General features: G+C 53.9%; 25 protein-coding genes. 6 read left to right on the top strand and 19 right to left on the bottom strand.

Features of this window, described 5'->3' with window-relative positions; translation table 11 throughout:
- Positions 1–31 precede the first annotated feature (31 nt).
- The gene (locus IE065_RS04775; RefSeq protein ID WP_189512350.1) at positions 32–784 is read left to right on the top strand and encodes a sugar phosphate isomerase/epimerase family protein; all 753 of its coding nucleotides are present in this window, start codon (positions 32–34) and stop codon (positions 782–784) included.
- 79 nt (positions 785–863) lie between these two features.
- Here the strand turns inward: IE065_RS04775 and murJ are convergent, their stop codons facing one another.
- Complete coding sequence (gene murJ / locus IE065_RS04770) at positions 864–2,450, bottom strand: murein biosynthesis integral membrane protein MurJ (RefSeq protein ID WP_189512348.1); 1,587 nt, start codon at positions 2,448–2,450, stop codon at positions 864–866.
- Between the two features lie 86 nt (positions 2,451–2,536).
- On the opposite strand from murJ, the gene IE065_RS04765 reads away from it, so the two are divergent.
- The 3 genes from IE065_RS04765 (at position 2,537) to IE065_RS04755 (ending at position 5,479) form a co-directional block, all read left to right on the top strand.
- Complete coding sequence (locus IE065_RS04765; protein WP_189512347.1) at positions 2,537–3,571, top strand: phosphate acyltransferase; 1,035 nt, start codon at positions 2,537–2,539, stop codon at positions 3,569–3,571.
- Between the two features lie 5 nt (positions 3,572–3,576).
- A complete protein-coding gene (locus IE065_RS04760) occupies positions 3,577–4,764 on the top strand; it encodes a phosphotransacetylase family protein (protein ID WP_189512345.1) in 1,188 nt (395 codons plus the stop codon).
- A gap of 73 nt (positions 4,765–4,837) precedes the next feature.
- Positions 4,838–5,479: a phosphoribosylanthranilate isomerase gene (locus IE065_RS04755; protein WP_189512344.1), complete on the top strand. Its 642-nt coding sequence runs from the start codon at positions 4,838–4,840 to the stop codon at positions 5,477–5,479.
- 8 nt (positions 5,480–5,487) lie between these two features.
- On the opposite strand, the gene IE065_RS04750 is transcribed toward IE065_RS04755, so the two are convergent.
- From IE065_RS04750 to IE065_RS04700, 11 genes are all read right to left on the bottom strand, one after another.
- Positions 5,488–6,324, bottom strand: a complete 837-nt coding sequence (locus IE065_RS04750; RefSeq protein ID WP_189512343.1) for an outer membrane lipoprotein-sorting protein — start codon at positions 6,322–6,324, stop codon at positions 5,488–5,490.
- A 56-nt stretch (positions 6,325–6,380) separates the two neighbouring features.
- Positions 6,381–7,010 (bottom strand): preprotein translocase subunit SecG, encoded by a 630-nt coding sequence (secG, locus tag IE065_RS04745; RefSeq protein ID WP_189512342.1) that lies wholly within the window; start codon positions 7,008–7,010, stop codon positions 6,381–6,383.
- Positions 7,011–7,085: 75 nt separating this feature from the next.
- Entirely contained in the window at positions 7,086–8,006 is a 921-nt protein-coding gene (locus tag IE065_RS04740; protein ID WP_189512341.1) for a ParB/RepB/Spo0J family partition protein, read from the bottom strand.
- 56 nt (positions 8,007–8,062) lie between these two features.
- Positions 8,063–8,647, bottom strand: a complete 585-nt coding sequence (locus IE065_RS04735; protein ID WP_189512340.1) for a LysM peptidoglycan-binding domain-containing protein — start codon at positions 8,645–8,647, stop codon at positions 8,063–8,065.
- A gap of 55 nt (positions 8,648–8,702) precedes the next feature.
- Positions 8,703–9,683 carry a methionyl-tRNA formyltransferase gene (fmt, locus tag IE065_RS04730; RefSeq protein ID WP_189512339.1) on the bottom strand — a complete coding sequence of 327 codons (981 nt, stop codon included), beginning with the start codon at positions 9,681–9,683 and terminating at the stop codon, positions 8,703–8,705.
- 129 nt (positions 9,684–9,812) lie between these two features.
- Positions 9,813–10,727: a hypothetical protein gene (locus IE065_RS04725; protein ID WP_189512337.1), complete on the bottom strand. Its 915-nt coding sequence runs from the start codon at positions 10,725–10,727 to the stop codon at positions 9,813–9,815.
- Positions 10,728–11,145: 418 nt separating this feature from the next.
- The gene (locus IE065_RS04720; RefSeq protein WP_189512335.1) at positions 11,146–12,189 is read right to left on the bottom strand and encodes a Ppx/GppA phosphatase family protein; all 1,044 of its coding nucleotides are present in this window, start codon (positions 12,187–12,189) and stop codon (positions 11,146–11,148) included.
- Entirely contained in the window at positions 12,186–12,896 is a 711-nt protein-coding gene (rsmI, locus tag IE065_RS04715) for a 16S rRNA (cytidine(1402)-2'-O)-methyltransferase (RefSeq protein WP_189512333.1), read from the bottom strand. The genes IE065_RS04720 and rsmI overlap by 4 nt, the downstream gene beginning before the upstream one ends.
- Before the next feature lie 46 nt (positions 12,897–12,942).
- Positions 12,943–13,143, bottom strand: a complete 201-nt coding sequence (locus IE065_RS04710) for a hypothetical protein (RefSeq protein ID WP_189512414.1) — start codon at positions 13,141–13,143, stop codon at positions 12,943–12,945.
- Positions 13,144–13,184: 41 nt separating this feature from the next.
- Entirely contained in the window at positions 13,185–13,994 is an 810-nt protein-coding gene (locus tag IE065_RS04705; protein WP_189512331.1) for a hypothetical protein, read from the bottom strand.
- A gap of 52 nt (positions 13,995–14,046) precedes the next feature.
- Positions 14,047–15,627: a glucose-6-phosphate isomerase gene (locus IE065_RS04700; protein WP_189512329.1), complete on the bottom strand. Its 1,581-nt coding sequence runs from the start codon at positions 15,625–15,627 to the stop codon at positions 14,047–14,049.
- Between the two features lie 147 nt (positions 15,628–15,774).
- Here IE065_RS04700 and trpA point away from each other — a divergent pair, with 147 nt between their 5' ends.
- Positions 15,775–16,575, top strand: coding sequence for a tryptophan synthase subunit alpha (trpA, locus tag IE065_RS04695; RefSeq protein WP_189512327.1), 801 nt, complete (start codon positions 15,775–15,777; stop codon positions 16,573–16,575).
- 73 nt (positions 16,576–16,648) lie between these two features.
- Here the strand turns inward: trpA and IE065_RS04690 are convergent, their stop codons facing one another.
- From IE065_RS04690 to IE065_RS04660, 7 genes are all read right to left on the bottom strand, one after another.
- Positions 16,649–16,852, bottom strand: coding sequence for a hypothetical protein (locus IE065_RS04690; RefSeq protein ID WP_189512325.1), 204 nt, complete (start codon positions 16,850–16,852; stop codon positions 16,649–16,651).
- A gap of 213 nt (positions 16,853–17,065) precedes the next feature.
- Positions 17,066–18,010, bottom strand: coding sequence for an RluA family pseudouridine synthase (locus tag IE065_RS04685; RefSeq protein ID WP_189512323.1), 945 nt, complete (start codon positions 18,008–18,010; stop codon positions 17,066–17,068).
- A 3-nt stretch (positions 18,011–18,013) separates the two neighbouring features.
- Positions 18,014–18,475, bottom strand: a complete 462-nt coding sequence (locus IE065_RS04680) for a hypothetical protein (RefSeq protein ID WP_189512321.1) — start codon at positions 18,473–18,475, stop codon at positions 18,014–18,016.
- A gap of 61 nt (positions 18,476–18,536) precedes the next feature.
- Positions 18,537–20,723 (bottom strand): GumC family protein, encoded by a 2,187-nt coding sequence (locus IE065_RS04675; RefSeq protein ID WP_189512319.1) that lies wholly within the window; start codon positions 20,721–20,723, stop codon positions 18,537–18,539.
- Between the two features lie 87 nt (positions 20,724–20,810).
- On the bottom strand, positions 20,811–21,992 hold the full coding sequence (locus tag IE065_RS04670) for a transporter (protein ID WP_189512317.1): 1,182 nt from the start codon (positions 21,990–21,992) through the stop codon (positions 20,811–20,813).
- Positions 21,993–22,036: 44 nt separating this feature from the next.
- Positions 22,037–23,827, bottom strand: a complete 1,791-nt coding sequence (locus IE065_RS04665) for a glycosyltransferase family 39 protein (RefSeq protein WP_189512314.1) — start codon at positions 23,825–23,827, stop codon at positions 22,037–22,039.
- Positions 23,828–23,830: 3 nt separating this feature from the next.
- Positions 23,831–25,225 (bottom strand): sigma-54-dependent transcriptional regulator, encoded by a 1,395-nt coding sequence (locus IE065_RS04660; protein WP_189512312.1) that lies wholly within the window; start codon positions 25,223–25,225, stop codon positions 23,831–23,833.
- A gap of 266 nt (positions 25,226–25,491) precedes the next feature.
- On the opposite strand from IE065_RS04660, the gene IE065_RS04650 reads away from it, so the two are divergent.
- Positions 25,492–26,118 carry a hypothetical protein gene (locus IE065_RS04650; protein ID WP_189512308.1) on the top strand — a complete coding sequence of 209 codons (627 nt, stop codon included), beginning with the start codon at positions 25,492–25,494 and terminating at the stop codon, positions 26,116–26,118.
- Positions 26,119–26,191 lie beyond the last annotated feature (73 nt).

The raw sequence follows: 26,191 nt of genomic DNA, 5'->3' as shown, positions 1-26,191 counted from the left end.
ATTTAATCGAAAACCCGAATATTCAAAAATTATGAGTTTATCTCCTGCACTGGACTTTGGTGTCCAAAGCTATTGCTTCCGCACCATAAAGGACAACGCCGATGTCGCCGCCAAGGTGAAAGAAATCGGCCTGAACAAAATCGAAGTTTGCGCCGTTCATGCTGACTTCCACGACATTGAAGGCTGGAAAAAAATCGTTGAGATTTACAAGAATGCTGGTGTGTCGATCTGCTCGATCGGCGTCCAGACCTTCACTGGCAACGACAACGAACGCGACTGGTTTGAATGCGCCAAAATCGCTGGTGCCAAACACATCTCCGCACACTTCCAAATCGGCACATTCATGAACGCTGTGCCTAAGACACGTGCGCTTTGCGAAGAATATGGCATCCGCGTTGGCATCCATTGCCACGGTGGTTACATGTTCGGCGGCAGCCCTGACGAACTGGAATATCTGATCTCCCTCGGTGGCCCACAAATCGGCTTGTGCATCGACACGGCCTGGTGCATGCAGATTGGCCCTCGCAACGGTAAGCCCGTAGAGTGGGCTAAGAAATTTGCTGGCAAGATCTATGGTATTCACTACAAGGACTTCACCTTCGAGAGTAATGGCCAGTGGAACGATGTCGTAGTCGGCACGGGTAATCTAGACCTCCCAGCATTCGTCAAAGCCCTCGAAAACAGTGGCTTCGACGGCATGACGGTCATCGAATATGAAGGCGACCCGGAAAATCCAGTTCCAGCCCTCAAGGAGTGCGTCGCTTCCATGCGTGCAGCGACCTAAGCTCAGATCGATTTAATTTCCACAGGGCGTAGTCATTAGTGACTGCGCCCTGTTTTTTGAAGACCACCCGAAGCCCCAATCAACGGCGCATCAAGCGCTTGAGCAGTTTCGCAACTTCTGCGCTATCTTCAAACTTGCAGGCAAACAACAGCCCGAAGTAGACCGCTGCGCCCAGTGGTATGACCACCGCACAAGTGACAAAGGCAGCCTCCTTCGTCGACCCCATCATCATCTCGATCAAATAAGAAACTGAGATCGCGACTGCGGCCATGCCAATGGACGATAAAAGAATCGTTCGGACCGAACGACCGATGTGGACATTGGTCAGCTCCGGGCGCTTTTTCCGGATACCGCGCACCATCAGCACAGATAGTGTTACCGAAGCTAGAAGGTTCGCCAGTGCCAGCCCTTTGGCCTCCAATGGAATCATCAGCGCAAGGCTCAAGACAAGATTAACGACAAAGGTAACCCCGGCATAAGCAACCGGCGTTCGCGTATCCTTGAAGGCATGGAAGGCCCGCGTCATAAAGGCATTCATCGCAAAGAGCGGCACAGCAGCGGCAAGAATCATCAGCAACGGCCCTGTCATAGCCACATCACCAGCGCTGAAGCGCCCCCACTGGAAAAGCATTGTCAAGATGGGTTCACTCAGCGCAATCAGACCAACAGCGGCAGGGGCCGTCAGCGCGAGTGTCATTCGTAGCCCATGCCCATAACTTTCTACCAGGCCTTCACGGTCATTGGCGGAGACCATCAAACTCATTTGCGGAAAGATCACCGTGGCAATGGCAACCGCAAACATCCCCATCGGCAGCTCGATGAGCCGATTGGCGTAATTGAGCGTCGTCGTAGCTGACTCATTCAAACCAAATGCCAACAAACGCGAAACGAAGGTATTGACCTGAAGAATCGCCGCGCCCCACAGGCCCGGGATGAACAACCGCTTCAGTTCTTCCATACCGTCAACTGGCCCACGCTCGATTCTCGGGCGCCACCCCTCCTGCCACAGCGCCCACAACGCGGAGAATATCTGCAGCACACCGCCAACCAGCACACCAACGCTCAAGAGCCAGACAAGTTCTTCCGCCGGCAACTTCATCCACAGCCCCCCGATCAGAAGCGCACCGATGATCCCCACGTTGAGGAGCACGTTGGACAGTGCAGGAACAGCAAAACGGTTTCGCACATTAAGCACAGCACCCAGAATCGCCGTTACGCAAATAATCGGCATGTAGGGCATCATCAGGATACTCAGCAATGAGCCTTGGTACCACTGTTCGGCAATCGAGGCGGTCCACTGCCCCTCACCTTTCCACCTTGCAGCAATTACAACCGCCGCCAAAGCGAACAACAGGCAAAGCACCACACTCACCCCAACGGTAATCATGATCAGCCGGAGAAGCACCTGATTGACGAAACGGAAAGCACGTTGGTCATCAGCGACCCGAACTTGGTCTGAGAGCACAGGCACAAAGGCCGAGGTCAGCGCCCCTTCGCCGAATAGCCGACGAAAGAGGTTGGGCACCATAAAAGCGAAAATAAATGCGTTGCTGGCCACCGACACGCCAAGAAACGCCGCCGTCATAGAATCCCGCAGCAGTCCAAGCAGGCGAGAGCCTAACACACTGGCGGAGACGGTAAGGATGCTTTTGAGACGTTGGGACACAGTTGGGTTTTAGTTTGCTTCCAAGTCGGACTTGTCTTTGCTAATCAATTCCACAAGTCATTCCCCGACAACCTGAAACTTTAGCGATGTCACTCATCAACCGTCTATCCGTTCGCCTACAAAACCACCCCAAGCGCCTTGTCTACGCTGAAGGTGCCGATCCTCGCATTATCCAGGCTGCGCGGCTCTATGTAAATCGCGGTCTGGGCGTCCCCATTCTACTGGGCGCACGCGCGGTCATTAAGCAACGCGCCGAGCAGCTTGACATCAAGCTAGATGGCATCCGCATCGTGGACCCATCGGACAGCGATGAGATGGAAGGCTTCGTTCATAAGTTTCAGGGCTTGCGCCGTTTTCGTGGCTTTAATGAACAGGAATCCCGCGACTACCTGCTCAATACCTCTTATTTCGCCACCATGATGCTGGCCACGGGCTCGGCGGATGCTCTTGTCTCCGGTGCCACTGCCACCGCCTCCAGCGCCCTGCGCCCCTTGTTCCGCATCATCCCTATGCAGAAAAGCGTGGAAACAGCGTCCTCTATCCTTATTTTGGAAAAGGAAGATGACCGTCTCGGCATTGATGGCGCACTATTCCTTTCGGACTGCGGCGTTATACCGGATCCGAATCAGGATCAGCTCGCCGATATGGCCATCACAACAGCACTGCTCGCTCAGCACCTGACCAATGAGCAACCGCGTGTCGCCATGCTCAGCTTCGCGAGTAAAAAAGAAGGCACCAAACACCCTTCGCTCATGAAAATGAAGTCCGCCACCGCACTCGCCCGAGACAAGGCTCGGAGCCTGGACATCAACGTCGATATCGACGGAGAACTTCAAGTAGACGCCGCCCTCGTCCCCGGTGTCGCTGAGCAAAAGGGCATCAAGAGCTCCGTCGCCGGTAAGGCCAACGTCCTCATTTTCCCGGATTTGAACTCTGGCAACATCGCCGCTAAACTGGCTCAGATCGTCGCCGACTGCCGCGCCTACGGCCAAATTATCACTGGCCTCTCCAAACCAGCCGCTGAAATCTCCCGCGGCGCAAGCGCACACGATATTTTTGGTGCTTCGGTAATCGTCGCCGCGCAAGCCGTTGACCCGAAGTATCTCTTTCCGATGGAGTGAGCCGTATGCCGCCTAAAAAATCCAAGACCACTCTTACGTCACGCCCCTTCCCCGGCGACGACGACACCGTAACCCTACTCAGCGGGCCACGTAACACCACCACCAAGCGCATATTCGTCGCCGCAACCCGTCAAAATGACGGTAAGACGACGACCTGCCTCGGCCTGTATGGTGCCATGCGCACTCGTACCCCACAGGTCGGCTTCATCAAGCCAGTCGGCCAACGCTTTGTCGAAAAAGACGGGCACAAGGTAGACGAGGACTCCGTGCTGTTGGACTCGATTTTCGACGTCCAGACCCCCATCGACGCAATGAGTCCGGTGGCAGTTGATGGCACCTTTACCCGACGATTTCTCGACAATCCTGATGAGAATCTCGGCATTCTCCAAGACCGCATCAGCCGCGCCTTTGACCGCTCATCCTATCAGAAGGAAGTTTGTATCATCGAAGGCAGTGGCCATGCTGGCGTCGGTGCCGTGTTTGACCTCTCCAATGCCCAAGTTGCCAAGCTCCTTGGAGCCAAGGCGATCATCGTCGCTCAAGGCGGTATTGGGCGGCCCGTAGACGAAGTTGCCATCAACAAGGCCCTCTTCGACAAGCACGGCGTGGAAGTCATCGGAGCGATCCTTAACAAAGTTTTGCCGGACAAAATGGACACCGTGCGCAAGTATGCGGGCGAGGGCCTACGCCGCCTCGGCGTCCCCCTGCTGGGTGTTCTCCCGCTGGCCAAACAACTAGCCGCGCCTAACCTTTCCCAGATCGTAGACGAAATCGGTGGACGCTGGATTAACGGACGTGAAAAAGCCGCCAACGAACGCATCCTACGCGTCGTCATCGGTGCCATGACAGCCAAGGGAGTCATCGACTACCTCCAGCCAGGTGTGCTGATCATCACCCCCGGCGACCGCGACGACATCATTTTCGCTGCCATTGCCAGCGCTGGCATCTCTGGCAAAAAAGTGGTTAGCGGCATCGTACTAACCCGCAACATCCTCCCCCACCCCAAGCTCATGGAAATGCTCGCCCAAACGCAGATCCCCTGTGTGATTTGCAGTGAGGAAAGCTACTCCGTCGCCAGCCGCATTAACTCGATGACGGTCAAGACCCAGCCGCAAGACACCGATAAAATTCCAATCATTCGCAACTTGATTTTGGACCACGTCGACATCGACGCGATATGGAACGCGTTTTGAGGTGACTTCCGGGTTGTGAGTTTTTGCATCTGGAGTTAGAATACTTGCGAAGTAACTTTTGCCCCCCCCTCATTTGAACTCCGAATTAAAAATCAAAGTCTGCGGCCTAACCCGCTGGGAAGACGCCGAGCTCGCCCTTGAGCTAGGTGCCGATTACTGTGGGGTCATCGTCTATCCGAAGTCGCCGCGCGCCGCAACCCGCCAACAGGCATGGGAACTCTGTCAGCGTATTCCGGCTGGCAAGCGCGTGATGGTCGACGTCAATACCGGCGCTGATGAATTGGAAAACTGGGCCGACTTGGGCTTCGATCATTTTCAAATTCACTGCGACATCGACGTCAATCTGGCCACACTCGCGGCGTGGAGAGGTATTGTCGGCAAGGAGCAACTCTGGCTAGCGCCGAAGATTCCGCCTGGTGAAGCCTTTCCCCAGACGATGCTAGAGTTTGCGGACACAATTCTCGTCGATGCCTACCATGCCGATAAATACGGCGGCAGCGGACAGACTGGTAACTGGGAGCTCTTTGCTGAGTGGGCGACCCTCTATGCACACAAGCGCTTCGTCCTCGCAGGTGGCCTTAATCCAGACAATGTCACCGAAGCAGTGCGTGTTTCCGGCGCGGAAACTGCCGACGTCAACAGCGGCGTTGAGAGCCAGCCAGGAATCAAAGATCACGCTAAGTTGCGTGCGCTGTTCGCCGCACTGGGCCGATAGCCCCCCCCTTAAACCGGCTCGAAGATGATCTTCGTGATGTCGGGTTCACCCTGCTTGAGTTCTTCAGGCTTAAATATTTGCGGGGAAAGATCGAGATTCACGGCGGCACCGGTCACGCGAAAGCGTGTTTTATCACCCGAACGTTCATCGATAAGATCGATTTCTTTAACGATGTATTGATCGTCGATTTCCTTGAAACCGCCTACGTCGAGTGTGCGCAGTGGTTTGCTATCAATATCCAGCATCTTGGCCGTCAACGGGGCATTGAAGCTGGCATCCAGCGCCAATTCGACCGCGGCGAGCTCAGGAATACGCTGGGCAACATCTGCCGGAGCATAGAGCATAAACATGTGAACCGGCCGACCACGCGCCAAACGCTTGGAATCGGTGTATTCAAACAGATCCCAATAGGCAAACGGCATGACCACGTCATAAGGCGTGTAAACCATCTCTGGGAAAAACGGCTCCCCCTGCTCTTCCTTGGTCAATTCGACCACTTTACCGTCGCGCAGCATCCAGACTTCGGGTTCCGGTCCACCCTGCACGATCAGCTCACGCGTGTTAGTCTCACGTTTTCCCTTGGGCCAGACGGAGACGCGGCTCAAGGAACCTTCAGAATTCCATGTGCCCCACATAATACCCTGATAAACGACATCCTTGTCGCGGCGGGGACGGTGCACTAGGTCGAAAAGGAAAACGAAATCGCCGCGCAAGCGCTGGTGGCGAAATTCTTCCATAATCCGACGGCCTTCTTCCTGATCAATGCCCTCGACCTTTGCGGGGCCGTGGGCGCGTTCGCCGGGTCTTTCGCTCCAAGCCAACGGAGCGCAAAATATAAGTGCCAAACTGAAAATAGCCAATCGCATAGGGTGCGGCATGTCGCCGGGCAATGCTGACAGGACTATTCCGATTTTGTTTCGGTCGACTTGGTCGCGGCAGGAGCTTCTTCCACTGGAGCGGTTTCAGCAGTTGCCTCAGTCGATGTAGCAGGAGCGGCTTCAACTGCAGTCTCAGCAGAGTCAGTTGGAGCGGCTTCTTCGGTCGTGGTTTCAGCGGCAGGCTTTACGTCAATGGCGTCCTCAGTGATAATCATGGTGCCCTGATCAGTCGACACTTGGGTGGTGGTGCCCGCCGGACCATCGACTTTCACCTTCGGGGTCAACGTGCTCAAGTCCATGCCTTCAGGCAAGTTAACCAGCGGCTTGTTAGCAGCATCGTCCTGCGTCGATTCAGAACCGGGAGCAGCTACCTCAACGGGAAGCGTGTTGGTCGGCTTGTTGTCCTCAGCCTGAGACAGCAGCCCCAGATACAAAGTAAACGAAAGGATGAAAAAGGCTGCGCTGCCCATGATCGTGCCTTTGGTCAGGACGTTGCCTGCACCTGCGCCGAGGGCGGATTCTGCCGCGCCACCGCCAAGGGCGGAGCCCATGCCGGAATTGCTGCTGGCACGCTGCATCAAGATGATCAGCACAAGATAGCCGCTGACAAGGATCAGCAGGAGAGTAAGAAGGCCAAAGATTATTGAACTCATGTCGGAGAAACTTGGAAAACCGCGCAACATGAGCCTTCTGGCCCTGCGCTTCAAGGTTAATTTTTTAGTAATCGTTTACTGCAATCCCGTGCGTTCGAGAATGCGCTGCAGGTCGTCGTTGCCAAAATACTCAATTATGATGCGACCCTTCTTCGGCGTGTGCTTCAGATGGACCTTAGTATTGAGGCGGCTGGAAAGTTGCTTTTCGAGATCGCGCACCACGGTTTCGGCGGCGGTATCCGGATCGCGATGATCGCCACGCAAGGAGGATTCGCTTTTTATGCGGCGAACTTGGCGCTCTGCCTCGCGGACACTCATTCCGGCCTCAATGACGCGCCGGGCCAGAATCAAGCGCTGAGCCGGGTCCTCCACGCCGAGCAGCACCTTAGCGTGTCCGGTGGAGAGCATGCCCTTGGACAAATATCCCTGAATTTCGCGGTCAAGCGCGAGGAGGCGCAGGGTGTTGGCAATTGAGGCGCGGGGGCGACCAATCCGATCCGAAACAGCTTCCTGGGTCAGGTCAAAGTCCTTCATCAGACTGGCGTAGCCGAGGGCTTCTTCGATCGGGTTGAGTCCTTCTCGCTGGAGATTCTCGATCAAGGAAATGACGGCGGAAGACGCGTTACTGGCCTCCATCACTCGGGCGGCAATGGTTTTCAAGCCAAGCTTTTGATGAGCTCGCCAGCGGCGTTCACCGGCGATCAGCTCAAACTGGTCCTTCTCCAAAGGTCGCACCACGATTGGCTGGAGCAGCCCTTCGGAAGCAATGCTGTTGGCCAATTCCTCAATGTGCGCGGGGTCCATCTCCCGGCGCGGCTGATAGGGGTTCGGGACAATGGCGGCAACGGGGATCTCCCGATATGGGCCCGCTGGGATGGGGGCCGGGGGGGGGGGGGGGGCTGTCTTAACCGCAGTCTTTTTGACTGCTGTTTTCGCGCCGCCGCCGGCGATGATACCGCCTAAGCCGCGGCCTAGTCTGCTTTTCGATACTGCCATGGGCTATTTCAGCACAGTTGAGAGTGTAAATACAAAACCATTTTCCATCAGAAGCGTTATTCCTGCTTAACTGGCACGAAAATCGTCTCTCCTGCCTTGAGGGAGGTCGCGCTGGCGATGCGGTTGGCGTTCATGATGTCGCGTGTGGTGGAGCCATATTGGCGCGCAATGCCGGAGATCGTCTCTCCGGACTTCACTACGTGTGAAAAACCAGTCGAAGGATAGTCCTCGGAAAAATTCATCTGTGGCGACACCGACGGTGTGCTGTTCTTGGCCTGGGCCAGTAGATTGATCGCTTTCTGGGTCTCTGTGGCGAGCTTTTCGATTTGCTTGGAAACCTCGGCACCGATTTCGCGTTTGAGGGCGGCTTCGCGCTCAGGCAAAGCACTGAGCTTTGTTTCGGTCTCGGCCACGAAGCTATTCACGCTCAGGCTCAATGCGGACTGCTGCTTGAGCAGTTGCTCGTAATTCTTCATCATCTGAACTTGCTGACGCTGGAGTTCTTCTACCTGCAAACGCAGTTGGCCCACCTGTTCGCTGAGAATCAGCATGTCTTGGTTCATGCGCGCAAAGGACGAATTTTGCGCACATGCGAAAATCGGCCAGATCAGGCCAAGAAAAAGGAAAAAAATACGATACATAATAAAGTCTTAAAAAAGTGGCCTCATCAACAAAAGCAAAATCAGCTCTCCGGGGTTACACATGACGCGGAAAAGGGGCTTTTGACACTAATTTGGTAAGTTCGCCCCCATCGAGAAATGTTCCGCTATCCAATGGGAATCCGCGCAAAAAATCGCCCACGGACAGCATTTTTCCAGCAGGGCGTTGCAGCTCATAGATGCGGATTGCACCCTCACCGCAGGCAACCGTCAGACCATCGACATTGGCGGCGAGGATTTCCCCTGGGGCACCGTGGCCTGTTTCCGCAACCGCGCTCTTTACCTTGAGACGTGTGCCTTGGTAATCGCAAAACCCGCCGGGCCAAGGAAAGAGGCCGTTAATCCGAGCCGCGAGTTCGTCGGCTTTGGCGTTGAAGTCTAGCGCGCCGTCGGCCTTCACCAACTTGCGGCAATAGGTGACAGCCTCGGCGTCTTGTTCGGTAAACTCTGCCCTACCCTCCAACAATGCTGGGAGACCACGCTCGATCAGCGGGACGCAGGCCACAGCCAATTTTTCCCGCATCGAGCCGCCGGTGTCGTTGTGCTCAATTGCAACTCGTTCGGCATCGCAGACAGCGCCAGCGTCCATCTTCGGGATAATACGCATCAGGGAGACGCCGGTTTCGGCTTCGCCGTTGGCGACCGAAGTTTCGATCGGCGAGGCACCGCGATAGGCGGGGAGCAACGAGGCGTGAAAATTAACGAAGCCCAGGGGGGGGGTCGCGAGCAGCGATTTCTTCAAAATATGCCCATAAGCCATGACGAGTGCCAACGCGATGTCATGTGAACGCAGCCAATCCTCCAGCTCGGTGCCAGGCTTTTCTGGGCGGAGCAGCTCAATGTTATTTGCTAACGCCCAAGCGGAAATTTCATTCGGCGCAAGCTTCTTCCCCCTACCCTTCGGACGATCCGGCTGACTGACCACACCGACCAAGCGCGAGCCTGCTGGCGGCGTATCGCGCAGCCAGTCGAGCAAAGGTAGGGAAATCGGGTCTGAGCCGAAAAAGACGAGGTTCATGGGGGGAGGGAAGGTTAAAGTTGGGAGGTTAAAGGTTAAAGTGAGAACGGGTTTATTTAGCCACGGATGAACGCGGATGAAACGCAAATGCCGACAAAACGTATTTCAAACATAAATAATCGATTCGCTCTACGAAATCAAATCCGTGCGCCAGCCTTCGATGATGGGGCGGAATTCTTCGTTGAAAACTTTGTCGGAGTCGGGCTTGGGAAGGCCAGCGAAGACGCCCCAGTATTCGACGTGCTCAATGGCACCACCAGCGGGAACGGTTGTTAGCGGCCCGAGGGTCTCCAGCTCGATCATGAAGTCGTTGCAGAAGGTTTCATACACGCAGCCGAAGTCCGGGTAGGTCTTGCGCAGCTCGACGTGGGCGGCCTTCACAAAGGTGCCCGCTGGTTGCCAGTAGGCCGCCCAGCCCGGGTAATTCGTCAGACCAAGCTTTTGCGCAACGGCAGTCTTTGTCGTATCAATACCGATGAAATCCTGATGAAATTCCCATTCTGGGCGGGAGAAGTCGGTGTAAGTCCACGGCACCATTGTGTAGTTGGGCAATAAATCAGTTTCGTGGTCGCCCTTGGGCAAAAGCGGAATGGTGGAATACCCACCGCGCTCCATAACGGTCAACGCCCAGGGAGCAAACTGGACCGGCCATTGTAGGGTATTGCGGATGCGGTGTGTGAGCTTGAAAGTCTCGGCACCGAGGGCGGCGATCTGGATGGACTTCACCATGCCGGAATGATCGGGACCTGGGGCTTCCAAAAGGAACTCCCGGCCTTCGTCGATCTCGGCAACCTTGATTGGCGTATTATCTGGATCGTAGCTGCGCGGGTTTTGCTCGGGTGAATGCCAGAGCCGATGGCCACCACGCAGCATCCAATCAGGCTCACCAAAACCGCCCTGCTCTTCCTTGATAACATGGAATAAATTATCGGCACCATCGATCGTGCACGACACGATACGCGGACCGATCTCTGTCGGCATGGCAAGCGTGGCATCACCGGATTTGAGCGTGTGGCATTTCCAGCCGTAAAGGTCAGTAGACATGAGAGAGGTGGTCAGTTGTGGATTTAATTTGGATATTGCCAAGATAGTGGTGGCCCACGCGAAGGCGCAATAGGGATTTGAAGAATCTGATAGAGCGTATGTCTAAAATGCGGTTATTGGTAAAAACTGGTTTCATGCCGATGATTTTATCAGAGAATCCGATACCGCGCAATGACTCGGCTGGTTCAGTTGGCTGGGCTGGCTCAGTTGGTTGGGTTGGGCAAATGTTTCGTGCCTTTTGCGATGTCCGACGCCAATGAACGTTAGTGACTAACGCTCAATGCCATTTATCACGAAAAAATCGTATTAGCTCGCAGCAGAATCCACGTTACAGGAAAAACCTTTCGAGTCTTCAGAAAAATTAACCAATATCATGTGGATAAATTTCGCAGTTGGAGCCCGTCCAACCACCGCTGCCCTACATTTTTTTTTCGTGGCCTTGATCGACAGCAGACTTTGCCATGGCAGCGAGCGCGGACTTATCCGTCGATGTTTGCCCCGGAAGCGCTGCCTTAATTGCAATTGGGCTATCGCCCGAATCACCTGAGAAATACTTGGCCGCAATGCCGTAGCGAAGATTATGCGACGAGTAGATATACGAGTTGGCACCGGCCATTTCTGCAACAGTAAGCAAGATCAAGAGTCCCACAGGCATAATGTCTGCCCGCTCAGATGGCAGTGCTGGAATTTTGCTGCGCTCTTCAAGATTCATCGCCGCCAATTCGACATACAGGAAGCGCAGATACGCCAAGCTGAGGGAATTGCCAGCCTCACTCTGGGTTTGGCCAAGCCAAGCCGCGCGAACCGCTCGAGACACCGTTAAGGCACCTCCTGTGCCAGCTAGAATGTTTGTTTCCCGAGGAAATACAAAGCCGGATTCATCGATGGTGTTGCGCACACGGCGCACAATACGACGCATTTCGACAGACTTCATGGGCTCGCCCTTATCGGCCAGCAACTGCTGGGACAGACGGATCGCACCGAGTGGCAGGCTAACCTTCGCCACGATTTCGCGATTGCGCACATGGATCAACTCCAAACTACCACCACCGAGATCCGCCAAGCAAAACTCCTGATACTGCGTGAGAACGGGATCTGTGGTGATGCCCCAAGCAATGTAGGCCGCCTCTTCGTCCCCCGAAAGCACCTTGAGCCGATGGCCAGTTGCCTGGTGAATCTCGTCAATGAATTCCTCGCGGTTAACCGCGTCGCGCACAGCAGACGTTGCTGCGACAAAAAACTCTTCCACATTATAGCCCGCTGCTTCCGCAATAAGAGACTGCACGGCCTCACAGGCTTTTTGGATCGCTGAACGGGTCAAAATCGGAAGGTCAGAAGTCCCCAGTGTAGTCCCAAGCCGAGTTTCCCAAGTCGTTTCGTAGTGGATCGCCATGGTCGATCCGGTTTCAGCAACAAGCAACTTAATCGAGTTACTCCCGATATCAATAACGCCTAATCTCATAACACAAACCCTTCAGTAGCAATCAGTACGACAAATTCTCCCTTGATGCTAATTTTACTCGGATCAGACGCAAGATCTTTAAGCGGCGCGGTTTGAATTGACTCGAATTTTTTGGTGATCTCGCGCGAGAGACAGATAACACGATCCGGGCCCAAGACATCCAACATCTCCGCAAGGAATTTAGTGATGCGGTGACAGGATTCGTAAACCACAAGCGTGTGCGGGAAATCCCGATGTCGCTCTAAAAAAGTGCGGCGTGCGGCAGACTTGGGCGGCAAAAAGCCCGCGTAAAAAAACGCGTCAGTCGGCAGACCACTGGCAGCCAACGCCGCAAGAAGCGCAGATGCACCCGGCACTGGCACAACAGTTAGACTGCGACGACGGCATTCACGGACCACGCGGAACCCGGGATCACTCAGCGTAGGTGTGCCCGCATCTGAAACCAAGGCCACAGATTGCCCATCGGTGATTTTATCCGCCAACTCAGTTGCACGGGCCAGCTCGTTGTGCTCGTGGTAGGAAATTGCAGGACGTTTGCTGCCAATATGGCCCAGCAGACGGCCAGTCGTGCGGGTGTCCTCACAGGCGATTACATCTGCTCGGCACAGCACATCCACCGCACGGGCAGACAAGTCGCCGAGGTTGCCAATTGGCGTAGAGACAACGTATAGCGCTGACTCCAGCTTCTCTGCCGCAGAATCATCCATAGTGAGCGTAGCCTCGGAGCGGAGCGCAACCAGGGCCTCAAAAAAATCAGTAACCAGTACGCCCAGCGCCTAAGCCACCGCCGCCACCCATACCGGGAGCTCCGCCTTCCCAAGTAGCTGGACGCGCCCAAGGGAGGTTACTCTCGTCCGGATTGGCTGATTCACAGCCAGACAGGAATAAACCAGTAAAAGTCAGGAAGGCTGCGGCGATGATCAGCCGCAACTGGATACGCTTGTTTTCTCTCATCAAAGAAAGACGCTAGCTGTTTTCCAGCAGGCGACAAGAGGTTATTGAGTAATCTTAACGGAATCGCCCTCTTGCAGGCGTGAAGCCTCCTGACCAGGCAAGATGTAAGCTACGCTGTAAGTGGGTGCCACGGTGCCAACCTTGACGCGAACTTTCCGCTCAAGACCCTTGGCAACATTGAACTCCATTTGGCGCTGCAAGCCATCGACCTGTCCACGGCTGATGATGACAATGCCCTTGTCGGGATCGGTGCGGAGAATGGAAGCATCTTGCTCCTTAACAGCCTTCAGCGTGACAGGACCGCCAGTCGCTGATGAACCATTGACACCAACTTCGCCAGATGCGGCCCCCTGTGTGCGGAGAACGGCAACAGCCAATTTGTCCTTTAAGTCGCTGAGTTGAGTCTGAAGCTGTGTAACCTGCTCTTCTTTTTCTGCGAGGAGAGCGGGATCAACCTTGGCCCCAGCATCTACTGTTTTGATGTTCGCAACATCACTCTTCAATTGGTCAAAGTCCTGATTCAGGCTGTCGTATTTGGCTTGAAGCTCTTCTTTGTCCTTTTCTGTACGGCCAATGTCGCGCTTGTATTTGCTAAGCTCATTCGAGGTAAATGAAATCTTGGAATTGGCGTCAGCCAATTGCCGCTCGAATTCGTTTGCTTTGCCCAAAATCGAAGTCTTGGCGTTCGTAAGGTCTTCAACCTGGGACTCTACGTTCGCCTTTTGCGTTTGTAGCTCCGCAATTTGGTCATTTGCCGCTTGGACTTTGCCCTTCGTTTGGTACCAGAATAAGGCGGCAGCAGCCGCACCGAGAATCGCGATGACGCGAAGCGCTATGGAAAGACCTTTCATAATGTCAGATTGAGAGAGATATATTTACAGTTTTGGGGAGTCAGCGTTGAGCTTATTGCTCCATCAGGTATTTAGATTCGTAGAATGGGTCGCCAATCAATTTGCGTAAGGGGCGATTTTGATTAGCTGCCATGTGTTCTAGCAATTTAAAAATGAGTTCTGTTTTCGATACAAGACCTAATTCCGAAGCAAGTTGTTCTGCGGTAAAGGCTTCGCCGGGTTTGGCGGACAACGCATCCAGAATTTGCTGACGTAGTTCCAGCGTGCTGGCGGCTGCTTTTTTACCCGCCTCAACGCCTGGCTGATGATAGGCATTAACGTTGACGAGTGAGCCGTAGAAGCCGACTGCGCGCTCATAGAGGGCAATGAGCATGCCGATTGTATGCGCACTCACGTCTCGGACCGAAATCGTGATCGACTCGCGGCCCTTCTCATAAAGTGCATCGCGGGTGCCCAGTAGCAGGCCTTGCAAAAAGTCGCCCGAGGTGAATTTTTCCTCCACAAACGGCGATTCGCCGGCGCGATCCGTGTGGACTTCAATAAATGTCGCAAAAAAGTTCAATACACCGTCACGAAGTTGTTGAACATATGCGTGCTGGTCCGTCGAACCCTTATTGCCATAAACGGCGATGCCTTGGTGAACAGTATTGCCGTCTAGGTCCAATTCCTTACCGAGCGACTCCATAACGAGTTGCTGAAGATAGCGGGAAAATAATTCCAGGCGATCCTTATAAGGCAGAATGACCATATCCTTCTTGCCCACGCCATCAGTTGCATAAAACCACATGAGCGCCATCAGCGCGGCTGGGTTTTGTCGAAAGTCTTTTACGCGGGTGACAGCGTCCATTTCCTTGGCCCCCTTCAGCATCGCATCGATGTCAAAGCCAGACAGCGCAGCCGGAACAAGGCCCACGGCGGCCAGCTCAGACGTACGCCCGCCTACCCAATCCCACATTGGGAAACGCGTCAGCCAGCCCTCAGCAACCGCATGTTTGTCGAGCTTGGAGCCCAATCCAGTCACAGCAACAGCGTGCGGGCCAAACTTGAGACCAGCCTTGGTCCAAGCATTTTCTGCCTCAACCATGCCATTGCGGGTTTCTGGAGTACCACCGCTCTTGGAGGTAACGACGGCCAGAGTCTTCCCGAGCTTGCCCTTGAGCTGGGCGAGGACTTTGTCCATCCCGTTCGGGTCTGTATTGTCGAAAAAGTGAATGGTCATCGGGTCGTTGGTTGGATTACCCAGCGCCTGATTGACGAATTCGGGACCGAGTGCGGACCCACCGATACCGATGCACAGCAGATGCTCGAACTTGCCGTCCGAACCTTTAATTTCGCCGGAATGAATCTTGGCCGCGAAAGCCTTGATGGCGGATTCACAGTCAGAAATCTCTTTCTTTAGCTCAGGCGTCGGCGCAAGGCTGGCATCGCGCAACCAATAATGACCGACCATGCGGTTCTCGTCAGGGTTGGCAATGGCACCACCCTCCAGCTCTTCCATGGCTATTATGGCCTGGTCAATTTTCGGTTTCATCACCTCGAGGTAATCATCCGCAAAATCCATGCGGCTGATATCGAGTGCGAAATCGAGCGTTTCTATGAAAAGATAGTGTTGTTTAAAGCGATCCCAAGACATGGCGTTGATTATCTACGCAACGCTGACCGCGCGGCGCAAGGCGATATGTGTGTTTTATACCTATATAGTGCAAATTTTCACCGATAAGGAAAAAACAATTGTCAGATGGCAGCCAGAGCCATGTCGTTAAGGCCGAAAACTTTGACCATGAATAGCCGTATATCCCAAGCATTTTCCAAGGGCCGTCAATCGGGACGCCCGCTTTTCGTTTCGTATCTGTGCGCAGGCGACCCTACCTTTGATGTCTCCCTAGCCGCTTGCCGCGCCTTGATTAATGCTGGTGCCGATCTATTGGAGCTTGGCGCGCCGTTCTCCGATCCTCTGGCTGACGGTCTCACCAATCAGCTTGCCGCCCAACGCGCACTGGAAAACGGGATGACGCAGACACGTGTATTGGAGCTCGTCCGTGCGATTCGCGAATTCAGCGAAGTTCCAATCGTGCTCTACACCTATTACAATCTCGTCTTTGCACCCGGCGAGGCCAACTACGCCCGCCAAGCCAAAGAAGCCGGGGTTGACGGCTTTCTCGTGCTCGATTTGCCACCAGAAGAAGCCGCCTCTTGGAAAAAGGTTTGTGCGGATGAGGAGCTGGGCACGGTGTTTATCATCGCACCAACAACACCACCTGATCGCATTGCGAAAATTTCCGAAACCGCAACTGGATTCCTCTACTACGTGTCGCGGACAGGTGTAACTGGCGAACGCGCCGACCTTTCTGCTGACCTGAGCGACTCCGTTGCGCAGATCCGCTCGATTACCGACTTGCCCCTCGTAGTTGGCTTCGGCGTATCGCAAGCTGAGCACGTTGCGACCATTGGTCAGGTTGCAGACGGTGTCGTGGTGGGCAGCGCACTGGTCAACTGCCTCGCCGCCAATCCCAATGAGCCCGAAAAAGCTGTCGCTGCCCTACGCGCCAAAGCTGATGAGCTGATCGCCGGGATTGCTTGAGTGCATTCAAAAGCGAAGGCCGCGACTCAATACAAGCCGCGACCTTCTTTTTTGGGGTAGGGTTGGGAAGAAACTAGCGCCCAGAGAATTGCTCTAGCAGTTGCGAGGCAGCCTGATGGATGACGTGGTCTTTGCTGTAAAAGGTCCAAGCCATGGCAACGATCGTTAGAAGCACAATCAGTGAACTCGCTCCAATCCAGCGCCAGAATACACCTTTGCGGATGCGATAACCGTTGATGTGGAAATGGACCGAATTACGACGGCGAACGTAGGACATAGGGGAATGAGAAATAGAGGTTTATCAAAGGGGAGGCATTCATTCTTGTATGATGATTAAACCCTATACAAGAAAAAATCGATACTGTATTCTCTAAAAATTGAGATACCAGTACTAAAGCCCCTATTGGCAAGGTCCTTAAAGCACTCATTGGGCATAATAAGGACAATAGAAAGTCACAGTGGGGCTCACCGAAAGGTAAACCCCCTATTTTTATGCGCGTAATTTGACTAGCTGATCTTGGAATGCAGGGGGCAATTCTGCCGTAATTTCCAATGGCTCACCAGTAATGGGATGCGGCAGAATTAAACTAGCTGCATGGAGGAAAAAATCTTCATGCCAATCTTGTCCCTGACGCGGGCGATAGCCATAAGTCGAGTCACCCAGCAAGATCATGCCCAGATGGCTTAAATGGACGCGAATCTGGTGCGTACGTCCGGTATGGATGCGACAATGGACCAAGCAATGACGCTCGTCCAATCGCTCAACAATATGCCAGTCCGTATGCGCAGGCTTTCCATCTTCGCGGACGGCCATTCGCGTACGATACTGTAAGTCGCGCTCAATCGGCTCACGAATACTGCCAGCCTCCAGCTGTGGACTGCCAGTGACGATGGCCAAGTATTCTTTTTTGGTGAGTCGCTGGGAAAAGGCCTGAACCAGCGCGTAATATGCCTCGTCGGTCTTGGCAAAGACGATCACGCCGGTTGTCGCCTTGTCTAGCCGATGCACAACGCCGGGGCGCTCTTCCCCGCCAGCTTTAGCCAATTTGCCGTCTGTATAGTGTAGAAGCGCGTGGCAGAGCGTGGGCGGCTCTACGGCAGCGCCAGGATGAGTCACCATACCACAAGGCTTGTTAATCGCGACGAGATACTCGTCCTCAAATAAAATATCAAGCGGGACGTCCATCGGCTCAACCTTGGTTGAGGGCCGATCTGGTAGAATCAGGGCAATGACATCCCCCTCCGCAACACGAGTTTTCTTAACGGTCGGCGCGCCATTAAGCGTCACCATACCAGCTTCAAAAACGCTTTTCAGGCGTTCGCGGCTCCAATCGCGCAAGGCGTCGGCAAGAACTTTGTCTACTCGACCACCAGCCGCCTGAGGCGACACGGTAATCTCGACCGATTCGCCCGGCAGCTGTGTGAGTTCGTCCAAAAGTTACATCCCCTTCTTACGTAGTTCTTCTTCGAGGGCGGCCTGAAAAGCCATGACATCTGCCTCAGAAGGGCGATAACCTTCGGTGGGGCCAGGGATGAGGCCTAGGCGACCTGCCTGGTCCAACTGCCAACCCATGCTTTCACCATCGGAGAATGTCACTGAACCGCTGACCATGGCACCTGGGCGCATGATTGCGTCGAGTTCTACGGATACGCCACCTTCTGGTGCATCGTCCACAATGCTCGCTTCGGCGTCCACAGCTGGCTTAGTGGCATCTGCGGGATCAACTTTGGGAGTTTTATCCACGAGGTCCAGTTCGAGGTCGTCGACGAGGAAGCGTACATCCATATAGGTCATTGGTACGCTGAATTCGTTGTTAATCCGACGCTGGATTTCAGCGAGGCTTTCACCATCGTTCACCCAAGCGGCAACTTGCTGTTTCTGTTCAGGGGTCAAATCCATAAGGCGACAGTCAATCAATCCGCCTCCACGAATCAACAGCAATCGCGCAGGGAATATTCCTCTATTCTTTTAGGCGAATACCTTCGGCGGATTCTTCATCTGCCATATCAGACTTCGGGCTCTTGATCATGCGGGCTTTGTCTTGTCCGCGGTAGTAGGCGTAATTTGCGTGATAGTATTGATAGTCGCCCTCCGCACTCAGGGGGACGCGATTGAGGACCAGCCCGGCCAACTCATTGGCATGAGTATCGATCGTCTGCTTGGCGCGGAGGATCATCCGGCGCGGATGGCGACGATGCTGCACCACCAAAACCACGGTATCGACCAGACCAGCAATGAGGCCAGCATCGCTCAAGCCCAGCACCGGTGGCGAATCGAGGAAAATTACATCGTAGCGCTGGCGTAGATGATGCAGCTCAGCCTCCAGCTTTTTAACTGCGATCCGGTTAAGCGCACGTCCGGTTTCCCCACTGGTAAGCAGATCCAAGCCTGCGACATCGGTTGGGCGGATCGCCTCGTCTAGCGCCATGCCACCATCGAGCACGTTGGCGAGGCCGGGCCCCACGGAGAGTTTCGCATGGCGATGCTGGACCGGGCGCCGCAGGTCAGTATCGATGATGAGCACCTTCTGGCCAGAAAGCGCCATCACGGCGGCCAGATTACGCAAAGTGGTGGACTTGCCCTCCCCCGGGCCTGCGCTCTGGAGCGCGAGAACACGCGACTTGCTCGGATCGCTGACGAGTTCGAGATTGGTCTGTAGCACCCGATAAGGCTCTGCCTGAGTCGTTTCGTAAGAGCTGGCGTTGATCAGATGCAGCCCACGGGGAATGATCCCTAAGGCCGGCAAGCCAGTTAGTTTTTCGATCTCTTCCACGCCGCGGAAACTGGTGTCGCAGAGGTCCACGATAAGCGCCACGCTGATGCCCAACACCGAACCACAGAGAAGCGCCAAGAAGATGTTTAAAAACCAATTTGGCCATGCACTCTGCACCGGTGCCTCAGCTTGGCTAAGAATTTCGATGCTTTTCTTGGGTGCCTGAAAATCAATTTCCCGCTGGCGCAGGGTTAGCTTCATCGTTTGATAAATGCGCTCTTCCTCACGAAGTTTTTCCACTGAATCTTCAAAGGGGCGCATACGGCTCGTTTCAGAGTCAATCTGCGCCGAACGCATTTCTCCAAGCTGGCGTTGAAGCTCCTCCATGCGCGCCTTAGCCTCTAAATAAGACAACTCAAGCGAGCGCTGATAGCCGTTGAGTAAGTTATCCAGCTGTTCGCGAATGGTTTCGATGCTTCGCCTGGAAGCCTTCAACTCAGGGTGCTCGTCTCCCAATTGCGCTGCCAGTTTCGCGTATTGCTGCTGCTGAAGCATGTAAGCCTGTAGCAAATCCTGCAAATTAACGTCCGTGATGAGTTCGGAATTCACCAACGACAGGCGATCCTCCTCCGGAATTGCCTTAAAATTTTCCCACCGCGATTTACGGCCAATGGCCTCCACACGCAGTTGGATGAGCGAACGCTCGATCGAACGCAGATTTTCTACGTCTTGATTGAGGACAGCCATGTCGAGATCAACGCCGGAAATACTCAACTCGCTACGAAGATTCTCCACCGCATCACGTTGATCTGAAACGATGCGTCCCTGCTTCTCAAGTTCTTCCCTTAAACGAGCAATGCCCTCAGTTTGATTGGCCGTGGCGAAGGCGATGCGGTCCTCCGAGTAAATCACGGCAATGGCGTTGGCGATCGCGGCAGCGAGTTGCGGGTCGCCAAGCGTCCAAGCGGAAATTTCGATGAGCGATGTGCCCTGCTGCGTGGAGCGGACGGAAATCATTCGCCGGGCCAACGGTGGTCCCTTGGATAATGGCACTCTCTCGGCCAAAAACATATAGGCTTGGCCGGGTGAAAGCTTTTGCCCGTCGGCAAACATGTCGCCCAGCTTCTGTTGGAGGTCCAGCGCCTCAATCACCTGATAGAGGATTTGCTTACTGGTCAGGATCTCTACTTGCTCTTGCGAAAAGAACGGGTCGTAGCCACTGCCTTCACGCGAAAACAACGCGACTTGCTCCTCGGGCTTATCCACTTTAATGACCACTGTGGCACGGTACCACTGAGGCATTGCCCAAGTGACAATGATCGCCGTAATCAAAGTCAACGCGACAATGGTGAGGATCAGCCAGCGGCGCAAATAAAGCGCTCGCAAATAAAAGCTGAGCGAACTGCTATCTTCAGATTGAGTAGGCGAAGCCATGAATAACGAATAAAAGCGCGCACACTAAGCGTGTTGCTGTGCACAGGCAATCTTATGATGGCCCGAGTCTCTCAACCCGCTAAACCATTAGAAAGTGTAGCGAAAATAGCCGCCCACTCGGTTACGCACTTGGTCGCGTCCCGGCACTTGGGAGTCAACCAGATCATAGTCGTAGTCGACCCACAGCGCCCAATTGTCGGTAATCAAATAAGAGACCCCCACCCCAGCGCGGTAGGTGTATTCGTTGGCATCGGCCACCAAGCCGCGACCGTTCATCTGGGCGTATTGATAGAAAAGCGAGCCAGACACCGCAATTTTAGGGAAGACGAAGTATTCGAAATTCAATTCCAGATCCAAGTTTTCTTGGTCGAGGAATGAGTTCGTATCCGTGGTCTGAAAAATGCCGTAGGTCGCCGCGCCAGAAACGTAGGAACGCTCGGTCAATTGATAGACTGCGGTGACTTCTCCGTAAGGCGAATTACGATTCGGGGCGCTTTCGCGCACACGGAATTCCGCGCCACCACGCACCAGAATAATCAAGCGCTCGGACATTTCGTAATTAAAGCCTACCAGCGCATAATTGCTGTAGTTGCTCTTGGGGGGGGAGTCGTTGGTGTAGTCGTTGTACTCGAAGCGATATTCGCCGATCAGCGTAAGCTCAGGCAGAAAGTTATAACCAACCTCCACGCCGAAGAGGTACTGGATGTGGTCCAATTGATCGGCCAGTCTATTGTCATCGTAGAACCAGAACTGATTGCGGAACTTGCCTTCCAGCGACCAGATTTCGGTGATATTCCAGAGTGCTTCCAAATCGACGCGATTATAGAAATAGGACTGGTCCGTCTGGAGTGGTGCGCCAGCAATGACGGCGGACTCCGGGTTTTGCGTATAGGAAAAATTATCGCTGATGCTCGCGAAGATGTTCGGCGCAAACGTGTGGTCGATCTGTGCGTTCAGAAAATTATTGGTCAGCACGTCATCGCTGCCTGGGCGATTCTCAAAGATGAGAACCTGTAAGTCATAATCGACCGCGAAAAAAGTCTGATCAGTCAGCGACTGATTATAATCGAGATGCGGGCTGATTTCACCAACCACGCTCGACACACGGCCATTCTGTGACCCAAAGATGTTGGAGTCATAATACGCCCCACTGGTGATGGATCCCGAGAAGGCTTCCCCCTGCTCCTGTGATGGTATTGGCGCATAAACCGCAAAAAGAACCGGCGTGGCGGCCAGGAAAGTAAGTGAGCCGAGCAGCAGTGGCTTCATGATATGTTTATGTCAGAGTGGATACGCAGAGCAGGTTAGTTGAATTATCGGATTGCACCCGGTTGATAAGCAAGCGGGTCCAAGCAGACGTAAATATTCTCCCAAATCTTCACTGGTTTTTGCAAGGGGAAAAAGGCCGGAACACGGCCAACAGCAAGGCCATAATACAAGGCACCCCAGCCGTAGCTCTTCGTCGCATCGTGGTTCGGGTTGGCGCTGTCGGAGTTCAGTAGCTCCGTATAAAATGGCTGATCCAACCGATGAGGCGTGAGCAACAGCGCCCCAATTGGTTGATGTTCCAGAACCGCGGCAAAGTCGCGCATTTGCGTTGGTTGTCCCCACACTGTTGTGCGGCCATACCAGGCAAGGCCAGCTGGCGCATCGGACATCAGCCCGTAATCTGGGTAAAACTTGTCCGCCATGTTGAGCTTGATCGCCCGAAAAACCGTGGGTGCGTACGGAGGAAAGGAATAGTGACCGCGCACGCCTGGTTGCAGCACCCAGTGAACCACCGGCAAAGCCTGCAAAATCAACACTGCCGCAATCCAGACTCGTTTTTTCCAAATCGAATGTTCCCCCGAGCTCTCTAATAGAACGAAGAAAAAACCCGTCCCAAAAATCAGAAACAAGGGTGCCAACCAGATGCCTGCATGCAGGGGTGCCTCTCCTGAATCCAGGAATGGCCCGCCAATGCCTTGGAATGCAATCAAGGCCAGTGCATACCAGCGAAGCGCGTTCGTGCTCCCTCGCCGAAACTGGTAAAAAAGTGATGCCAAAAAGAATCCCACAAACAGTAGCCCTCCCCCCTGCCAAAGCTCAGTCCGCAATCCGGAGCCCATACCATCCAGCCCTTTATTAACCAGCTTACGGAAATTTACTGATGCCGTTTCCGAGCTGAGATCGTTACGGAAATTCGCGGGTTCGGCAGTCGGGTCCCCTGCCCTCCAAGCAATCTCTTGCCCGGCCAAGGCCAAGGGGTGGCCGGTCAATTCGTAGTTGCGCCACAGCCAAGGCAATGTCACCGCCAGAAAGCCCGTCGAGGTCAGAGCCAATGACAGTATCCCCGTAGTCCAAGGTTGCTTATTCGGGGACTTCATCCACGCCCGCAACGCCACGTAAATCGCGGTTGGCAAGATCGTTAGCCCGGCTGGGTAATCTGTTAAAAACAAGGCTCCGCTAACAAGCCCCGCCAGTACGGCCCACATCCAGCGACGTGGCCCCATCAACGCTTGCTCAAAACGCAGCACGACAAACAACAACAGCAAGGCCAGGAAAGTCAGCAGTAAGCCGCCATTGACCGAAAATACGCCTTCCCAAATTCCTGCCGACAGCAGGTAGCCCGCTGCTGCCAGCCATGCTGCTCTGGCTCCAAACAGCGATTTGGTGATGACCGCGATCAGCGCAATATTCACCCAGAAGAAAAAAAGGCTCACCCCGAGCAGGAAAAAATCGGCCATGTAATACGTGCGAAACGGCTCGCTTTCCACCCAAGCGCGAAACTTGTCTGGCATGGTTTTCAAAACGAATGCCAACACCACTGGATAGGCTGGAGCGGTGTAAAGATCAGGCAAAAGCACATCCGAGCCGTAGCGCCAATCGTTTCTGTCCTCCATGACTCGAACTGCCTGAGGATGCCAAACCGGAGTCGTGAAGCCGTTGCCATCGGCCAGATTTTGCGCCAGCACAGCACGCTCAAGCACCTTCTCATTCGCTGGCCCCACGAAACGGAGGCCGCTCAAATAAAATGAGCACAGAATGATAAACAGCGCTGCCGTGGAGATGCGTAAAAGCGTGTCTCCGCGCCCCTCCTCCAGCCAGTGAATGAATTTCTGCATGCGCTAACTAGAAGTATCCAGTTCCGGCCAACGTGCCAGTTTGCGATGAAGCGTGCGGCGGGAAATACCCATAAGCTCCGCGGCCTTCGTCCGATTACCGCCAGACTCCTGTAAAGCCCGACGCAAGAGACGCTTTTCGCTTTCGGCCTTGGACAATGGCGGCGGATTGCCTGAGCCCTTCGGTGCCAAAGTAGCGCCCCCATCCGTTGCCCGTGCGGCGGCTTCACCACTACCGAGGAAACGCGGATCCAAGTCGTATTCCGTAATCTCCCCTCCCCGCTTCATCACGACGGCATTCTCGCAAAAATTACGCAGCTCGCGAATATTGCCCGGCCAATTGAATTGCTGGAGAGCTTTGAGCGCGCTCGGAGCCAACTTCGGCGGCGGCATTTCATTCTCCGCAGCAAACTGCTGGATAAAATGATCGAGCAACATTGGAATATCGTCTCGGCGGAACCGGAGGGGGGGGAGTGTGAGCGGTACCACACTCAGGCGGAAATAAAGATCTTCCCGAAAGCGCCCGGCTTCAACCTCTGTTCGCAGGTCACGGTTGGTGGCGCAAACCAGGCGCACGTCGACCGGAATCGCTTTCATGCTGCCTAGACGTTCCACGGTGCGTGTCTCCAGGAAACGCAGTAGCTTGACTTGGGTGGGCGCGTCAATCTCCCCAATTTCATCTAAAAAGAGCGTACCGCCGTCAGCAGCTTCAAAACGACCAATTCGCCGTTCATTCGCACCAGTAAAGGCACCCTTTTCGTGGCCAAAGAGTTCGCTTTCGAGGAGGTTGGCGGGGATGGCAGCGCAGTGCACTGGCACGAAGGCACCTCGGCTGCGCGGGCTGTTCTGATGGATCATCTGGGCGACCAACTCCTTGCCCGTCCCAGTCTCACCGTAGATCATTACCGTGGCCTTCGACGGCGCGACTTGCTTAACTTCTTCCAGCACTTGCTGCAAGGGCGCGCTATTGCCAATGATCCCCTGAAAGCTGAATTTACGATCCAGCCGCTGATGCAGTTCAACGTTTTCCGCCTCCATTTTGCGGGTCTTAATCGCCCGCTTAATCAGAATCTCCAATTTCTCCAAATTCAGTGGCTTGGTGACAAAATCATAGGCCCCGCGTTTCATTGCCTCGACCGCCGTTTCCACGTTACCGTAGGCAGTCATCATAATGATAATGGGGTGATAGGCCATTTTGACGGCCTTATCGATGACCTTCAGCCCGCTCTGGCCAGCCATCCGCAAGTCCGTCAGCACGACAGTAAATTCATCGGCATCAAGCAGGCGAAAGGCTTCTTCAGCATCCCGGGCGACAGAGACCTCATAATCGTCCTCAAAGGCCGCCATAAGTCCATCCCGCGTATGCTTCTCGTCGTCAACAATAAGGAGACTGTGCAACATGTCCGCCAACCTGCCAGATCACTTCACCGGGCGCAAAACGAAAATTGCGCCAATTTGACCCAAAGCCAACTGCTGCCACTCCATCAAATAACAATACGCTCAGCGCCACCTTTTCCACGTGAAAGGCGCTAATAAAATTGGCAAAGCAATCAATTCTTAGCATCCATAATTGATAAAAAGTTATTTCCAACTCAACCGAACAATTAAGGCTTGTAATAAGGTAAAAATGAAAGATTAATAATGTCAGCTTTACATCCAATAATACTATGATACCGACAAATCTTAAAAACATTTCAGTAATCGGCCTTCTGGCCATTACTGCTGCGACAACTGAGGGTGCTATTATAATCAATTTCGAAGAAGCGCCGAATGGCTCAATTACGAATGTTTCCCCAGGAGCTCCCTATACCAATTCAGGCTTTGTCTTAACTCCGATCAATGCTGACGCCGCTGTTTTTGGAGCCGGATCTGGACAGGTACTCATTGGCGACACAAGTGCTTGGTTGGGCTTTGCCAGTAATAATACCTTTACGTTAACCTATAATTCAGGCTCCTTCGACCTCATTTCTCTAGAGATAGGACCGAGCGATCTAGGTTCGGGAACCTCCGATTTCTCAATTGTTGGATTTCGTCCATCAATGCCTAACCTAACGTCGGACAGCCTTGGTCTATTGACCGCACAGAATCTAGTACTGAACTGGACAGGCTTAAGCTCAGTGACCATCACAGCATTTGTCTCAGATGGCGGTATTGATGACTTAGTCCTAATTCCTAATGCAGCAATAATTCCTGAGCCCTCCACCTATATTGCCATGACAGGATTCGTTATTCTCGGGGTCTTTCTTTGGGCGCGCCGAACAAAGGCGAATAGAGCAAAGGAAGCCAAGGCCTAAGGTTTTTGAGCATTTCTTATAAAAAGGCCGGACTGATCAGTCCGGCCTTTTTTTTGTAAGAAATGCGCTGAAG

The sequence above is a fragment of the Cerasicoccus arenae genome, from assembly GCF_014651635.1.
Taxonomy (GTDB): Bacteria; Verrucomicrobiota; Verrucomicrobiia; order Opitutales; family Cerasicoccaceae; genus Cerasicoccus; species Cerasicoccus arenae.
Note: the sequence above shows the minus strand (reverse complement) of the source record. Positions and strands in the feature narration are given on the sequence as shown.

Bases quoted from the DNA above. Each gene is read 5' to 3' on its own strand.
- IE065_RS04775 (WP_189512350.1), top strand. From the start codon at position 32: ATGAGTTTATCTCCTGCACTGGACTTTGGTGTCCAAAGCTATTGCTTC.
- IE065_RS04765 (WP_189512347.1), top strand. From the start codon at position 2,537: ATGTCACTCATCAACCGTCTATCCGTTCGCCTACAAAACCACCCCAAG.
- IE065_RS04760 (WP_189512345.1), top strand. From the start codon at position 3,577: ATGCCGCCTAAAAAATCCAAGACCACTCTTACGTCACGCCCCTTCCCC.
- secG (WP_189512342.1), bottom strand. From the start codon at position 7,010: ATGAGTTCAATAATCTTTGGCCTTCTTACTCTCCTGCTGATCCTTGTC.
- IE065_RS04740 (WP_189512341.1), bottom strand. From the start codon at position 8,006: ATGGCAGTATCGAAAAGCAGACTAGGCCGCGGCTTAGGCGGTATCATC.
- IE065_RS04735 (WP_189512340.1), bottom strand. From the start codon at position 8,647: ATGTATCGTATTTTTTTCCTTTTTCTTGGCCTGATCTGGCCGATTTTC.
- fmt (WP_189512339.1), bottom strand. From the start codon at position 9,683: ATGAACCTCGTCTTTTTCGGCTCAGACCCGATTTCCCTACCTTTGCTC.
- IE065_RS04725 (WP_189512337.1), bottom strand. From the start codon at position 10,727: ATGTCTACTGACCTTTACGGCTGGAAATGCCACACGCTCAAATCCGGT.
- IE065_RS04720 (WP_189512335.1), bottom strand. From the start codon at position 12,189: ATGAGATTAGGCGTTATTGATATCGGGAGTAACTCGATTAAGTTGCTT.
- rsmI (WP_189512333.1), bottom strand. From the start codon at position 12,896: ATGGATGATTCTGCGGCAGAGAAGCTGGAGTCAGCGCTATACGTTGTC.
- IE065_RS04710 (WP_189512414.1), bottom strand. From the start codon at position 13,143: ATGAGAGAAAACAAGCGTATCCAGTTGCGGCTGATCATCGCCGCAGCC.
- IE065_RS04705 (WP_189512331.1), bottom strand. From the start codon at position 13,994: ATGAAAGGTCTTTCCATAGCGCTTCGCGTCATCGCGATTCTCGGTGCG.
- IE065_RS04700 (WP_189512329.1), bottom strand. From the start codon at position 15,627: ATGTCTTGGGATCGCTTTAAACAACACTATCTTTTCATAGAAACGCTC.
- trpA (WP_189512327.1), top strand. From the start codon at position 15,775: ATGAATAGCCGTATATCCCAAGCATTTTCCAAGGGCCGTCAATCGGGA.
- IE065_RS04690 (WP_189512325.1), bottom strand. From the start codon at position 16,852: ATGTCCTACGTTCGCCGTCGTAATTCGGTCCATTTCCACATCAACGGT.
- IE065_RS04680 (WP_189512321.1), bottom strand. From the start codon at position 18,475: ATGGATTTGACCCCTGAACAGAAACAGCAAGTTGCCGCTTGGGTGAAC.
- IE065_RS04675 (WP_189512319.1), bottom strand. From the start codon at position 20,723: ATGGCTTCGCCTACTCAATCTGAAGATAGCAGTTCGCTCAGCTTTTAT.
- IE065_RS04670 (WP_189512317.1), bottom strand. From the start codon at position 21,992: ATGAAGCCACTGCTGCTCGGCTCACTTACTTTCCTGGCCGCCACGCCG.
- IE065_RS04665 (WP_189512314.1), bottom strand. From the start codon at position 23,827: ATGCAGAAATTCATTCACTGGCTGGAGGAGGGGCGCGGAGACACGCTT.
- IE065_RS04660 (WP_189512312.1), bottom strand. From the start codon at position 25,225: ATGTTGCACAGTCTCCTTATTGTTGACGACGAGAAGCATACGCGGGAT.
- IE065_RS04650 (WP_189512308.1), top strand. From the start codon at position 25,492: ATGATACCGACAAATCTTAAAAACATTTCAGTAATCGGCCTTCTGGCC.